The 13,839-nt window shown below is 64.0% G+C and carries 14 protein-coding genes; 8 read left to right on the top strand and 6 right to left on the bottom strand.

Going from position 1 to position 13,839, the window contains the following annotated elements; translation table 11 throughout:
- Positions 1-42: 42 nt before the first annotated feature.
- Positions 43-813, top strand: a complete 771-nt coding sequence (locus EJ075_RS04365; RefSeq protein WP_126103518.1) for a thioredoxin family protein — start codon at positions 43-45, stop codon at positions 811-813.
- 7 nt (positions 814-820) lie between these two features.
- Positions 821-1,126 carry a hypothetical protein gene (locus EJ075_RS04370; RefSeq protein ID WP_245458099.1) on the top strand — a complete coding sequence of 102 codons (306 nt, stop codon included), beginning with the start codon at positions 821-823 and terminating at the stop codon, positions 1,124-1,126.
- Positions 1,127-1,278: 152 nt separating this feature from the next.
- Here EJ075_RS04370 and EJ075_RS04375 read toward each other — a convergent pair whose 3' ends face one another.
- Genes EJ075_RS04375 through ehuB form a run of 5 tightly spaced genes read right to left on the bottom strand, consistent with a single transcriptional unit; the run spans position 1,279 to position 5,082 of the window.
- Positions 1,279-2,001: a GntR family transcriptional regulator gene (locus EJ075_RS04375; RefSeq protein ID WP_095483720.1), complete on the bottom strand. Its 723-nt coding sequence runs from the start codon at positions 1,999-2,001 to the stop codon at positions 1,279-1,281.
- Positions 1,998-2,777 carry an ectoine/hydroxyectoine ABC transporter ATP-binding protein EhuA gene (gene ehuA / locus EJ075_RS04380; RefSeq protein WP_095483719.1) on the bottom strand — a complete coding sequence of 260 codons (780 nt, stop codon included), beginning with the start codon at positions 2,775-2,777 and terminating at the stop codon, positions 1,998-2,000. Before ehuA ends, EJ075_RS04375 begins: the two co-directional genes overlap by 4 nt.
- Positions 2,774-3,433, bottom strand: coding sequence for an ectoine/hydroxyectoine ABC transporter permease subunit EhuD (ehuD, locus tag EJ075_RS04385; RefSeq protein ID WP_095483718.1), 660 nt, complete (start codon positions 3,431-3,433; stop codon positions 2,774-2,776). Before ehuD ends, ehuA begins: the two co-directional genes overlap by 4 nt.
- Positions 3,430-4,158, bottom strand: a complete 729-nt coding sequence (gene ehuC, locus EJ075_RS04390; RefSeq protein ID WP_095483717.1) for an ectoine/hydroxyectoine ABC transporter permease subunit EhuC — start codon at positions 4,156-4,158, stop codon at positions 3,430-3,432. Before ehuC ends, ehuD begins: the two co-directional genes overlap by 4 nt.
- Before the next feature lie 54 nt (positions 4,159-4,212).
- Positions 4,213-5,082: an ectoine/hydroxyectoine ABC transporter substrate-binding protein EhuB gene (gene ehuB / locus EJ075_RS04395; RefSeq protein ID WP_095483716.1), complete on the bottom strand. Its 870-nt coding sequence runs from the start codon at positions 5,080-5,082 to the stop codon at positions 4,213-4,215.
- A 304-nt stretch (positions 5,083-5,386) separates the two neighbouring features.
- Between ehuB and EJ075_RS04400 the strand changes: the two genes are divergently transcribed.
- From EJ075_RS04400 to EJ075_RS04425, 6 genes are all read left to right on the top strand, one after another.
- A complete protein-coding gene (locus EJ075_RS04400) occupies positions 5,387-6,514 on the top strand; it encodes a M24 family metallopeptidase (protein ID WP_348627376.1) in 1,128 nt (375 codons plus the stop codon).
- A gap of 75 nt (positions 6,515-6,589) precedes the next feature.
- Complete coding sequence (locus tag EJ075_RS04405) at positions 6,590-7,738, top strand: Xaa-Pro peptidase family protein (RefSeq protein WP_126103520.1); 1,149 nt, start codon at positions 6,590-6,592, stop codon at positions 7,736-7,738.
- A 10-nt stretch (positions 7,739-7,748) separates the two neighbouring features.
- Entirely contained in the window at positions 7,749-9,005 is a 1,257-nt protein-coding gene (locus EJ075_RS04410; RefSeq protein WP_126103521.1) for a sarcosine oxidase subunit beta family protein, read from the top strand.
- Positions 9,006-9,018: 13 nt separating this feature from the next.
- Positions 9,019-9,330: a sarcosine oxidase subunit delta gene (locus tag EJ075_RS04415; protein WP_126103522.1), complete on the top strand. Its 312-nt coding sequence runs from the start codon at positions 9,019-9,021 to the stop codon at positions 9,328-9,330.
- The gene (locus tag EJ075_RS04420; protein WP_126103523.1) at positions 9,327-12,281 is read left to right on the top strand and encodes a sarcosine oxidase subunit alpha family protein; all 2,955 of its coding nucleotides are present in this window, start codon (positions 9,327-9,329) and stop codon (positions 12,279-12,281) included. Before EJ075_RS04415 ends, EJ075_RS04420 begins: the two co-directional genes overlap by 4 nt.
- Positions 12,274-12,771 (top strand): sarcosine oxidase subunit gamma family protein, encoded by a 498-nt coding sequence (locus EJ075_RS04425; RefSeq protein ID WP_126103524.1) that lies wholly within the window; start codon positions 12,274-12,276, stop codon positions 12,769-12,771. Before EJ075_RS04420 ends, EJ075_RS04425 begins: the two co-directional genes overlap by 8 nt.
- A gap of 27 nt (positions 12,772-12,798) precedes the next feature.
- On the opposite strand, the gene EJ075_RS04430 is transcribed toward EJ075_RS04425, so the two are convergent.
- On the bottom strand, positions 12,799-13,836 hold the full coding sequence (locus EJ075_RS04430; RefSeq protein ID WP_164547035.1) for a phosphotransferase family protein: 1,038 nt from the start codon (positions 13,834-13,836) through the stop codon (positions 12,799-12,801).
- Positions 13,837-13,839: the final 3 nt, after the last annotated feature.

Genomic DNA, 13,839 nt, shown 5'->3' on the forward strand with positions numbered 1-13,839 from the left:
GGAAAACGGTGCGAACGACGCAGGATACAGAGGAGAAGAACGATGCCGACACACAAGACCGGACCACGTGAGCAGTGGCTGGCAGCGCGGCTTGATCTGCTCGATGCGGAGAAGGAGCTCACGCGGCAAAGTGACGAGCTGGCGCAGCGGCGGCAAGAGCTGCCTTGGGTTCGGATCGACAAGGACTACCGATTTGAGACCGACGAAGGCAGCGCCTCACTGGCGGACCTTTTCAGGGGGCGCTCGCAGCTCCTCGTCTACCATTTCATGTTCGGGCCCGACTACACGGCGGGGTGTCCGGCCTGCTCGGCGATCGCGGACGGGTTCGACGGCTTCGTCGTCCACCTCGCCAACCACGACGTCACGCTTTCGGCGGTATCGCGGGCACCGCTCGCGAAACTGCAGGCGTACAAGCGGCGGATGGGATGGACTTTCCCTTGGGCGTCCTCGCACGGCAGCGACTTCAATTTCGACTTCGACGTCTCGTTCACCGAGGAGCAGCAGCGCGAGGGGGGCATCGAATACAACTATGTGCGCGAGACGCCTCTCGCCGAGATACCCTCGCGCACGACTGCCGACGGCTCCACGACGTTCGCTGCGATGAGCGGAACAGACACGGCCACCTACACGCGCGAGAGGCCGGGCATGAGCACGTTCGTGCTCGAGGACGGCGTCGTCTACCACGCCTATTCCACCTATGCGCGCGGATTGGACGGCCTCTGGGGCATGTATCAGTGGCTCGACCGCGCGCCTCGAGGGCGCAACGAGAAGGGCGTCTGGTGGCGGCGCCACGACGAGTACGGCCAGGGCTGACGTCTCGATGACACTCCACCCCGACCACGCGCTGAAGACGCCGCCCGCACGCAGCGGATCTGCCGCTTTCCCAAGCGACAACGTCGCCGCCCGCGGCGCGGCCGACTGGCTGTCCCTGGCCGCCGCGCCAACCTTCGCAATCATGGCGCTGCTGACGGCCGTTACCGGTGATGCGGACATGGTCTGCACGGCTGCGGAAGATGCCTCGCCGCTGAGCGGAATGGTCATCATGTACTTGCTGATGAGCGCCTTCCATTCGGCGCCTTGGCTGAAGCTGGTTGCCAGCCGACGAAGCGCTGTCCGCCGGCCGTGATCCGGCGTTCGCCGGATCAAACGGCAACTAGAGCAATTCCAGGAAAAGTGTGAAACGGTTTTCCGTCCGGGATTGCGCAAAAACAAAGAGATAGAGCGGTTCGGCGTTTCCCTGGAACGATGAACCGATCTAGCGCGCGACCTCGCGTAGCCCTACGTGGCGATGTTGGCCTCGCCTGCATGACGCATCATGCGGCGAAAGCTCATTGAGATATGAGCGCGTCTTATGTGCCCGATGGACTCCCAGTCGCCGATTTCGGCGGCGGCAAGGACCTCTTCCATTTCGCGACGGAACGCAGTGAACTCCTCGACAAGGCCCAACTGCGGCATCAACTTCAGCACGACGCGCGCGACTTGAAAATACAGGCGCTCGCTGATCTCACGCAGCGGCTGGTTACCGGTCATCGCCGTGAGCTCATAGAAAAAATCCATGTTGAGGCGCAGGAAAGCGCGCTGGTCGGGATTGAGCACATCGGAATCGCAGCGCGCGATGAGCGCCCGGATCCGGTCGAGGTCGTCCGCCGTGCGCGGGATCGGTGAAAGCTTGCCGACGAGGAGCGCCAGTTCCAGGCGCAAGTGATAGACCTGCTGCAATTCCTCGATGTCGACGTCGGTGACGATCGTGCCGACGCCATGGACTGACTGAACCAGCCCCTCGGATTCGAGGCGCGCCAGGACACGCCGAACCGGCGTGCGGCTGATCTGGAATTCCTGGGCAAGTTCTTCCTCGGAGAGATGGCTACCCGGCGCGTAGTCGAGCAGGCAGATGCGGTCGCGCAGTATCCGGTAGATACGCTCGAACCGCTCCCGCGCCGAGAGCGGGCGCGTCGGCGCGGCGGTCACGGCTATGGGCGTGGCATCTGTCTCAAGCGTCATCCAGCCTCCAGGACAGCGTGCAGGAACTGCCGTGTCCGCTCGTTCTTGGGGGCGCCGAACAACTCGGCTGGCGGCCCCTGCTCGCAGATCTTGCCCGCATGGAAGAAGCAGACGCGATCGGAGAACTCCTTGGCAAATCCCATCTGGTGGGTGACCATCAGCATGGTGAGGTCATGTTCCCTACCGAGTTTTCGGATAACTTCAAGCACTTCGCCGACGAGCTCGGGGTCGAGAGCCGAGGTCACTTCGTCGAACAGCATGATCTTGGGCCGCATGGCGCAAGCGCGGGCGATGGCGACACGCTGCTGCTGGCCGCCGGAAAGCTGCGAGGGATAGTGGTCCTTCTTCTCCGACAAGCCGACCATGTCGAGCAGTTCGGCCGCACGCGCCTCGGCATCGGCCCGCTTCATGCCGAGCACGGTTATCGGGGCCTCGATGCAGTTCTGCATCGCCGTCATGTGCGGGAACAGGTTGAAGGATTGGAACACCATGCCGATCTTGGCGCGGATCTTGCGGATATGTGCGAGATCGGCGGGAACAAGCTTGCCATTCCTCTCCATGTGGGTGAGCGGCTGACCTTCGACCCAGATGACGCCGTCATTGATCGTCTCCAGCGTCATCAGCATGCGCAGCACCGTGGTCTTGCCGGAACCCGACGGGCCGATGATGGAGACCTTCTCGCCGCGCGCTATTTCCAGGTTGAGCCCGTCGAGAACGGTCAGCGCGCCGTAGCGCTTCGAAACATTGTCGAAGCGGACCATCGGTTGTTCCGTCATCGCATGGTCCTCCGGTTGAGTAGGCGTTCCAGGGAACGGATGAGCACGGCCGAAACCAGGCTCATGGCAAGGAAGAACAGGCCGACCAGCGTCATCGGCTCGGTGTAGCGGAAGGTATCGGAGCCGATGATCTTGGCGGTCTGCATCAGTTCCATCACGGCGATCGCGGAAAGCAATGGCGTCTCCTTGAACAAGGCGACCAGATAGTTGCCGAGCGCCGGAACGATTGGCGGAATCGCCTGCGGGATGATGATGTCGCGGAACGTCGTCCAGGACGACAGGTTGAGCGCGATCGAGGCTTCCCATTGGCCGCGATGGATGTTGTCGAAACCGGCGCGATAGACCTCGGAGCAATAGGCGGCATAGTGGATGCCGATGGCAAGCACCCCGGCGGTGAAGGCGTCGAGCACGACACCGAATTTCGGAAAGACGAAATAGAGAAAGAATATCTGGATCAGCAGCGGGGTAGAACGGATCAGCTCGACCAGCACCGAAATCGTCCAGCCGGTCCAAGGCACGGCAATGCGGACGACCGCCAGTACCAGGCCAAGCGAGGCGGCAAGCGCAAAGCCGATCAGCGTCGCTTCGATGGAGACGATGGCGGCGCGGGCGAGCACCGGCAGGATTTCAAAAGCAAATGCCCAATCCCAGATCATGCTGCCTTCCCCCGCGCCAGCCCAAGCGAAGCTCGCCTTTCGAGAAGCCGCATGCCGATGGTCACAACCAGCGACATTGCCAAATACATCAGCAGGACGAGGGTGAAGATCGGAATGGTCTTGAACGTATTCTGGTTCATCTGCTGCGCCTTGAAAGCGAGGTCCGAGAGCGTTATCAGCGAGACCAGCGCTGTCGATTTCAAAAGCTCGATGAACAAATTGCCCCAAGGTGGGATCATGGCGACGAAAGCCTGTGGCAGTATGATCCGGCGCAGCATCTGGGGGCGGCTCATGTTCAGCGCAGTGCACGCCTCCCACTGTCCGCGAGCGACGGACTGGATCGCGCCGCGCACGACTTCCGATCCGTAAGCACCAACGTTCAGGCCGAGCGCCAGAACGGCAACCAGAAATGCGTTGAGGGTGACACCGAATTGCGGCAGCACGAAAAACAACCAGAACAATTGCACCAGCGCCGACGTGCCGCGGAAAATCTCGACATAGACCGTGGCCAGCCATCTGAGCGGCGCCGGGCCGTACATCCGCGCCAGCGCTGCCAGCACGCCCATGACAATTGCCAGCAGGCTGCCGAGGATGGCGATCTCGATCGTCAGGACCGCGCCTTGCAGCAGCCCCGGTAGAAACAGGCTATAGGCTTCCTGCGTAGCCAAGGCGGCGATCACGCCAAGCGCGACGATCAGCAGGGTGACAAGGGTACGGATTCCCATGCGATTCCCCTAGAAAAAAAGGGCGGCGCTTTCGCGCCGCCAGCAGTTGGGAACCTACTCGCCCGCGCAAAGCTGCGCGGTGGTCTTGTTGGGGAGATAGTCCTTGCCGAAGCCGAGCGGCTCGACCAGCGCGATGTGCTCCGGTGAACCGAGGAACGTCTTCAGCTCGGCGTTGAACGCCTCCTGCAGATCGGTATCTTCCTTGCGGAAGCCGAAGCCGCCATGGCCTTTCACCGACTTGCCGGCAACCTCGCCGAACGGCTTGGTCGATTCGACGCCGTCGGCCTTCTTGGCCATGTCGGCGATCGAGAGGGCGGTCAGTGCGGCAGCGTCCGCGCGGCCAGCCTGAACAGCGGCCACAAGGCTGGACTGGTCGGGCAAAGCGACAATCTGCCCTGCGGCGACGCCGGCGTCCTTGGCATAGCCGCCCTCGACGGCGCCGGCCATCACGGCGAGCTTGAGATCCGGATTGTCCTTGATGCTGGAATAATCCTTCACGCCCTTCGGATTGCCTTTTGCCACCAGCATGGCCTGACCGATGCCGTAGGACGGCTCGGAGAAATTGATCTCGGCGCAGCGCTTCGGATTGATGAACATGCCAGCGGCGATGATGTCGAAACGGCCGGCCTTGAGACCCGGAATGAGCGAACCGAATTCGGTCAGCACGCCGTCGACCTGCGCGATACCCATCTTGGCGAGCACCGCCTTGGCGACTTCCGGCGCCTCACCGGTCAGCTTGCCGTCAGGCGTGGCGAAACCGAACGGCGCCTCGTTGGCGAAGCCGACGCGGATGTAGCCGTCCTTCTTGGCCCGTTCGAGAGTGGTTTCCGCATGAGCGGGCAACGACGCCAATGACGTGGCGGCGAGCGCGAGGCAGGCGGCGGCTTTGACGACCATCCGGCGCGATATCGATGATTTGAACATGCTTTTCTCCCGTTGAACAACTGATGAATGGTTCCCAGGGCGCAGCCTTCTTCGAGGTCGACACCCGCCTGACAAGACGTATACAACTGCCCTAGACATTGCGCAAGTGAAGATATAAAAACGTTAGAAATTCGGCGATAATTCGCGGTCAAACGACAAATTATTGTCTAGTTGTGCACAATTTAGGCAAGTTGCCCGTGTGAAAAGGGCAAAACAGCGCATCCGTAAAGGCAGGATTTCGGTGGCGAGCGCGAGCGGTTTCGGGACATTCACGCAAGCGGACTATGCGCAGCGCCTAGCTGGCGTGAAGAGACGCATGGAAAAGGCCGGCTTCGACCTCATCGTCTGTCAGGATCCCGCCAATATGTGCTGGCTGACCGGTTATGACGGATGGTCGTTCTACGTTCCGCAGTGCGTCCTCGTCCATCTGGAAGAGGACCGGCCGATCTGGTTCGGCAGGGCGCAGGACGCCAGGAGCGCACGCCTGACCACCGGCCTGCTGGAGAAAAACATCGTGCCGTTCTCGGAACGGCTGGTGCAGCAGCCCGTCGAACACCCCTATGACGAACTCGCCCATCTGATCCGATCGCGTGGCTGGGGAAAGGCCCGCATCGGCGTCGAGATGGACGCGCATTATTACACCGCGCGCTGCCACGCCCATCTCGTCAGCGGGCTGCCCGACGCGCACTTCGCCAACAACCATGATCTCGTCAACTGGGCGCGACTGGTCAAATCCGAAGCCGAGCTGGTGCTGATCCGCGAGGCCGGTGCGATCTGCACGCACGCCATGAACCACGCCATCGAAAAAATGCGACCTGGCGTGCCTCAGAACCACGTCATTGCGGAAATCTATCACGCGCAGATCATGGGCGTGCCCGGAGCGGGCGGCGACTATGCTGCAATCTGTCCGCTGATGCCCGTCGGCGAGGGCACCAGCACGCCGCATCTGACGTGGTCCGATGCGCCGTTGCCGGACAGCGGCCTCGCCATTCTGGAGATCGCCGGGGTGCGGCGGCGCTATCATGCGGCGCTGACGCGGACCGTGCATTTCGGCAAGCCGCCGCAAGCCATCCTCGACATGGCTAAGGCGATCGTCGAGGGCGTCGACGCCGGCCTTGAGAAGGCGCGCCCCGGCACCACCGCCGAAGAGGTGGAAGCGGCCTGGCAGGCGGTCCTGCGGAGGAATGGGCTGAAGAAGGAAAGCCGCGTCGGCTATCCGGTCGGGCTCGCCTACCCGCCCGATTGGGGCGAGCGCACCGCAAGTCTCCGTCCCGGCGACACCACCCAGATGCAGTCCGGGATGTGCTTCCATTTCATGGCCGGCGTTTGGCTCGACGATTTCGGCATCGCCATCTCGGAATCCTTCGTTGTCACGGATCGCGGCGGCGAACGCCTCTGCGATGTGGCGCGCGAACTCATCGTCATCGACTGACCATGAGGACGGGAACCCGGAACTGACGAAAGATCATGCCGGCAACGAAACCGGCACCCAGCACGAGGACGCCTGATGGACCGTAATCCGTTTTCCGAAGCCGAAATCGCCGGCCGCCTTGCCAAGGTCCGCACGGCGCTGGCCGAGCGTGAGCTCGACGCGGCGGTCTTTGCGTCGCCGGAGAACGTCTTCTACCTCACCGGGCTCGATCACTGGGGTTATTTTGCCCCTCACCTGCTGATCGTCCCGCTCGAAGGAAAACCTGTTCTGGTCACCCGCTCGATGGAAAAGGTGACGATCGAGAAACAGGTGACCGCGGCGGAATTCCGCGGCCATTCCGACAGCGAAACGGCGGCCGATCTTGCCGCGCGCGTGCTTGCGGAACTCGGCCTGTCCGGCGAGCGGATCGGCCTCGAATACTGGACGGCTGGCCTAAGCCATGGGCTTGCCATCGCACTCCAAACGCAGGCTGATGCCAGATGGAGCGATGTCTCCGGTCTGGTCGACAAAATGCGGCGGGTGAAGAGCGCCGAGGAACAGGCGCTGATGCGTCAGGCGGCACAAGTGACTGACGCTGCCGCCGGCGCCGCGATCGCGGCGATCTCGGACGGCGCCTCCGAACAAGAGGTCGCGGCCCAATGCGTTGCGGCGATGATCCGCGCCGGCGGTCATGCTCCGGGCTTCGGCCCGTTCATCCGCCCGGCCGCGCGCCTGGGCGAAGAGCATACGACCTGGGGTGACGGGATCTATCGCAAGGGCGAGCCGGTCTTCGTCGAACTGTCCGGCTGCATCTCGCGATATCACGCACCGCTCGGCCGGCTCGTTCACATCGGCCACATCAGCGACGAAGATGCCGCGATGGCGGAAGTGACCGCCAAGGCCTTCAACGCGGTCGTCGAGGCGCTGCGGCCCGGCGCCAGAGCGCGCGACGTCTACGCCGCCTGGCAGGCCGTCGCCGATGAGGCCGGTCTTTCTCACTATCGCCGCCATCACTGCGGCTACCTCGTCGGCGCCGGACAGCCGCCATCATGGACCGGCGGCAATTCGGTGACAGGCTTGAGGCACGATTCCGATCTCGAGATCGAGATGGGGATGAGCTTTCACATCCTGTCGTGGCTGATGGGCACCGGTCGCGGCGATGACTTCGTCTCCAACACGGTCCTTCTGACCGATGCGGGCGCCGAAGTGCTCACCCGCACGCCGGCCGGCCCGATCGTTCGATAGGCCCGCACGCATGGCGCGCTACTCGGCATTCTCGATTTTCCGCAACGCGCTGTCAGGCCAGAAGAACTGGCAGCGCGCCTGGCGGGCAGCGGAGCCAAAACCGTCCTACGACGTGATCGTCATCGGCGGCGGTGGTCACGGCCTCGCTACCGCCTTCTACCTCGCCGAGAACCACGGCATCCGCAATGTCGCGGTGCTCGAAAAAGGCTATATCGGCGGCGGCAATGTCGGCCGCAACACCACCGTCATCCGCTCCAACTATCTGCTCGACGGCAACACCCAGTTCTACGAATTCTCGATGAAGCTCTGGGAGAACATGTCGCGGGCGCTGAATTTCAACGTCATGTTCTCGCAGCGCGGCCAGCTCGTCACGGCGCATTCGGCCGACCAGCTCGATAGCTTTAACCACCGCGCCAACATCATGCGGCTGAACGGCATCGATGCCGATATCCTCGACCACGACGAGGTGCGACGGCTGGTGCCCTATCTCGACTTTTCCGACACCGCCCGCTTTCCGATCCATGGCGCTATCTTCCAGGGCCGGGCGGGCACGGCGCGCCACGACGCCGTCGCCTGGGGCTATGCCCGCGCCGCCGACGGCCATGGCGTCGACATCATCCAGAACTGCGAGGTGACAGGCTTCCTCCGCGACGGCGACAGGATCGTCGGCGTCGAAACGACGAAAGGCCGGATCGGCGCCAACAAGGTCGGCCTCGCTGTTGCCGGTCATACATCCGTGCTCGGTGCCAAGGCCGGCCTGGAACTGCCGATCGAAAGCCACGTCCTGCAGGCCTTTGTCACCGAACCGCTGAAGCCGTTGGTAGACCAAGTCGTCGCCTATGGCGCCGACCATTTCTACGTCAGCCAGTCGGACAAGGGCGGGCTGGTCTTCGGCGGCAATCTCGACGGCTACAATTCCTACGCCCAGCGCGGCAATCTCGGCGTCGTGCGCGAAGTGGCGGAGGCGGCGATTGCGCTGATGCCATGCATTTCGCGCGTCCGTCTGCTGCGCCATTGGGGCGGCGTCATGGACATGACACCCGATGCCAGCCCGATCATCTGCCCGACGCCGATCGAGGGTCTCTATCTCAACGGCGGCTGGTGCTATGGCGGCTTCAAGGCGACGCCGGCTTCCGGTTGGTGCTTCGCGCACACGATCGCCACCGGCAAGCCGCACCCCTTGATCGCGGCCTACGGGCTCGATCGTTTCCGCACCGGCCACACGCTCGATGAGGCTGGCGCCGGCCCTTCCGCTTGGCTGCAATAGGAGGCGCAAGACAATGCTGCGCATCGAATGCCCCTGCTGCGGTCTGCGCGACCATGACGAGTTCCGCTACGGCGGCGATGCTTCCGTCACACGTCCGGCCCATGACGATCCCGATCCGGAGGCCTGGTACCGTTACGTTTATACCAGAGCAAACCCGGCCGGCCTGCATCGCGAATTCTGGCAGCACGTGACCGGCTGCCGCCAGTGGCTGATGGTCGAACGCGACACGCGCAACCACGTCATCGCATCCGTCGACTTCGCCCGGAAATTGTCGGCCAGGAATTCACCCGCCAGGAAACCATCGGCCAGGAAATCACCAGCATGAGTTCGAACGATAAGCGGCTGTCGATGGGTGGCCGTATCGACCGCGAGCAGCCGATCGATTTTACCTTCGACGGCCGCAAGCTGGCTGGATGTCGCGGCGACACGCTGGCGTCCGCGCTGCTCGCCAACGGCGTCACCCTGGTCGGGCGCAGCTTCAAATATCATCGTCCACGCGGCATTTTTTCCGCCGGGCCGGAGGAGCCGAACGCGCTGGCTACGCAGGGAATCGCAGGCAGGCGCGAGCCGAACCTGCCGGCGACGACGCTGGAACTTACAAACGGCATGGTCGCGGAGAGCCAGAACCGCTGGCCCTCGCTTGCCTTTGACGTGCAAAGCGCCAACGGCCTGCTGGCGCCGTTCCTTTCGGCCGGCTTCTACTACAAGACCTTCATGGGCCCGACGCGCCGTGCCTGGATGTTCTACGAGCATTTTATCCGCAAGGCGGCCGGGCTGGGCAGAGCCGGCACCGACCCTGACCCCGACCGTTACGAGGTTCGTCATGCGTTTGCCGATGTCGCGATCATCGGAGGCGGTCCGGCGGGATTGTCGGCGGCGCGTGCTGCCGCGGCCGCCGGCGCGCGGGTCGCGCTGATCGAGCAGGATTTCCTGCTCGGCGGCCAACTCCTGGCGGAGCCGTCCGACAGCGCGGCGGCCGCATGGTTGAGACAGACCGAAGCCGAGCTGGAGAGCTCCGAAACCGTCGCCTTGATGAAGCGGACGACCGCTTTCGGTATCTATGACGGCAATGTCATCGGACTGGTCGAGCAACGCGACCCAACCAATCGCCAGCCGGTCGGCGAGGCGCGGCAGACGTTCACCATGCTTCGCGCCCGCTCGATCGTTTTCGCCACCGGCGCCATCGAGCGACCAATGGTATTCTCGAACAACGACCGGCCCGGCGTCATGCTTGCCTCGGCCGCCCGGACCTATCTCAACCGTTTCGCCGTCCTGCCCGGCAAAAAAATCATCGTCGCCACCAGCAATGACGGCGCCTGGCGCACCGCCTTCGACCTTGCCGCAGCCGGCGCAGAGGTGACGGTTGCCGATCTGCGCGCATCACCTCCCGCAGCACTTGTCGCGGAGGCCGCACAGTTCGGCGTGGTTGTGCGGGCCGCAACGCACATCGTCGACCTGCGCGGCGGCCATGCCGTCAGGCGTGCAACGCTCAACGGGCCGGACGGCCAATCCGAGGCCGCCTGCGACCTGGTCTGCGTGTCCGGTGGCTGGTCGCCGACCGTGCATCTCACCTCGCATCTGGGCATCAAACCTGCCTACCGCGACGACATCGGCGGCTTCGTGCCGGGCGCGTTTGCGGCGGACCGGTTCGGCGCCGGCTCGATGATGGGAGCTTATTCGACCGCCGGTGCCATCGAGGACGGTCACCGCGCCGGCACCCAGGCGGCATCGTTTTGCGGCAAGTCGGGACCGGCGCCCACTCCATCGAAACTCGATCTTGGCGAGACCGCCGCAGCCCCGCTTCGCGAGGTCCTGCCCGCTGGGCGTGGAAAGGCCTTCGTCGATTTCCAGATGGACGTGACGACCGGGGATATCGAGCTCGCCCATCGCGAGGGCTATGAATCGGTCGAGCACCTGAAGCGCTACACCACCCTCGGCATGGGCACCGACCAGGGCAAAACCAGCAATTTTCCGGCGCTTGCCGCGATGGCGGCTCTGCGCAGCGCAACGATCCCCGAGACCGGCGCCACGACCTTTCGGCCGCCCTACACGCCGGTCGCCATCGGTGCGCTTGCCGGACGCGCCATCGGCCATCATTTCAAGCCGATCCGGCGCACGCCGATGCACGACTGGCACATGGCGAACGGCGCCGAGATGCTGGAGGTCGGGCTCTGGATGCGGCCCTATTTCTACGGGCAATCCGGACGCGACGTGAACGAAGCCTATGTCGCCGAAATGCGGAATGTGCGCCAGGCTGCGGGCCTGATGGACATCTCCACCCTCGGCAAGATCGACGTCCAGGGCCCGGATGCGGCGATTTTCCTCGACCGCGTCTACGCCAACGGCTTTGCCAAACTGCCGGTCGGCCGTGCCCGCTACGGCGTTATGCTGCGCGACGACGGCATCGTCTTCGACGACGGCACCACGACGCGGCTGGCGGAGAGCCGGTTCTTCATGACCACCTCGACCGCCAAGGCCGCCGACGTGCTGTCGCGTCTGGAATTCCTGCTCGATACGGCCTGGCCGGATTTGCGCGTCGCCGTCACCTCGGTGAGCGACGAATGGGCGGCGATGTCGGTTGCCGGACCGAAAAGCCGCGCAATTCTGAGTGTGGCGTTTCCCGCTCTCGACGTTTCCGACGCAGCGCTTGCGCATATGGGATTGCTCGAAAGCGAATGGCAAGGCCATGCGCTCCGCATCCTGCGTCTCAGTTATTCCGGCGAGCGCGCCTACGAAATCTATGTCGGCGCAACCGCCGGTGAACAGCTGTGGAGCCGCCTGCTCGAAGCAGGCAGAGCATTTGACCTGAAGCCTTACGGCGTCGAAGCACTCGGCGCGCTGCGCGTCGAAAAGGGCCATGTCGCCGGACCTGAAATCGATGGGCGCACGACGCTCGACGATCTCGGCCTCGGCCGCATGGCCGGCAAGCGCACCGGCTTCGTCGGCGACGTCCTTCGGCGGCGCCCTGCCTTCCAGGCGCCCGACCGGCAGCGCCTGGTCGGACTGGAATGCATCGAGGAGGGGAAACGCCTTCGCGGTGGCGCCATCCTGTTCCTGCTGGGTGAGAAACCTTACGGCCACGGGCGCGGCCGCGTGACCTCCGTCACCTTCAGCCCTGAACGCGGTCGCTATGTCGGGCTGGCCTTGCTTGCTGGCGATGTCGCTAGCGAAGGAAGCGAGATCGTGGCCGTCTATCCGATGAAGACCGAAACGGTGCGCGCCCGCATCGTCTCGCCGGTATTTCTCGATCCGCAGGGAGAGCGGCTACATGGCTAGCCCGGATTTCAGCCTGTCCGTGGCCGATTGCCCGCTCATCCAGGTCGAGGGCTGGGACGGCACGCTGGGGCAATTCGAATCGAGCCTCTCGACGTCGCTCGGCACCAAGCTTCCTGCCTCGGTTGGAGAGACTGTTCGCCACAAGGGTTTCCTTGTCATCCGCGTTGCCCCTCGCCGTCTCTGGCTGGCACTTGACGACGGCGCACAGGCACCTTCGCTTGCCATCGATCCGGACTTCGGCTGTTCGGTTTCTCTCGGCGAGGGTCGCGTGCGTTTCACAATGGCTGGGGCCGACGTCGCGCGGATCCTCTCCAAATGCATCGCCGTCGACTGGCACGCGCCGATTGCCGCCCCGGGCCGCGCCGTGCTGACATCCTTGCATCATGTGCCCGTGCTTTTCCTGCGCACCGGCGAGACCGCGTGCGAACTCATGGTGCCGCGAAGCTTTTCGCGAAGCCTCTCGGACTGGATTGCTGACGCCGCGGGGTAGGGAAAGGACCAGGCGCGAACGCTCCCCTCAGGAGCCACTCCACGGTCTCGCTCCTTGGATGATCTCTTGGGCACGCACGGCAAAGCGGCCGGCGAGAGGCCATTTCCCGGCGGCATCGGCCGACGCCGCGCTGCCTGCCCGCGCCCGATCGGCGATGCCGACGAAGATCACCGCGAAACGGAACAGCGAAAAAACCAGGTGGAAGCGTTCCAGGGGCGCAGTGGGCACGGCATGCGCGAAATAATGGTCGAGGAACTCGCGCTGGCTGGGGATGCCGAGTGCAGTATGATCGAGGCCGAGGATGCCGCCATACTCGTCCGGGGTCGAATGCCAGGTCATCGAGCAAAAGCCGAGATCGGCGAGCGGATGGCCGATCGTCGACAGCTCCCAATCGAGAATGCCGATCACCTCCGGCTTGTCGGGATGGAACAGCAGATTTCCGAGGCGGAAGTCGCCATGGGCGATCGCCACGCGCCCATCATCCGCGGGCAGGTGCTGCGGCAGCCAGTCGGCGACCGCTTCGAGTGCCGGAATTCTGTCACTCGGCGATTCCCTGAGCTGCTTGGTCCAGCGGCCAATCTGGCGCTCGAAATAGTTGCCGGGCCGGCCGTAGTCGCCGAGACCGACCTCGTCGGGACGGACAGCATGCAATTTGGCCATCGCTTCGGCCATGCCGAAATAGATGCCGCGTCGCTGCGCGGGCGAAAGGCAGGGCAGCGAACAGTCGTGGAAGACGCGACCATCAAGCCGCTCCATCAGGTAGAAGGGCGTGCCGAGCGGCTCGACACCGTCATGATAGAGCACCGGCCCGGGCACCGGCACATCGGTCGGTGCGAGCGCCTCAAGCACGCGGAACTCGCGGTCGACGGCATGCGCCCCGCGCAGGATCGGCCCGGCCGGCTTCTTGCGCAGCACCATGCGATGCGCACCATAATCGACGAAGTAGGTTGGGTTGGACTGTCCGCCGCCGATCCGCTCCAGCGTCATTGCGGCATCGCCGAAGCGGTTCGCAAGAAAGCCCTTCAATGCCGCAGGATCGAAATCCGCATTCAACGGCTGCGCCATCTT

Origin of the sequence: Mesorhizobium sp. M6A.T.Cr.TU.016.01.1.1 (assembly GCF_003952585.1) — a bacterium.
In the GTDB taxonomy this organism is placed as follows: Bacteria; Pseudomonadota; Alphaproteobacteria; order Rhizobiales; family Rhizobiaceae; genus Mesorhizobium; species Mesorhizobium mediterraneum.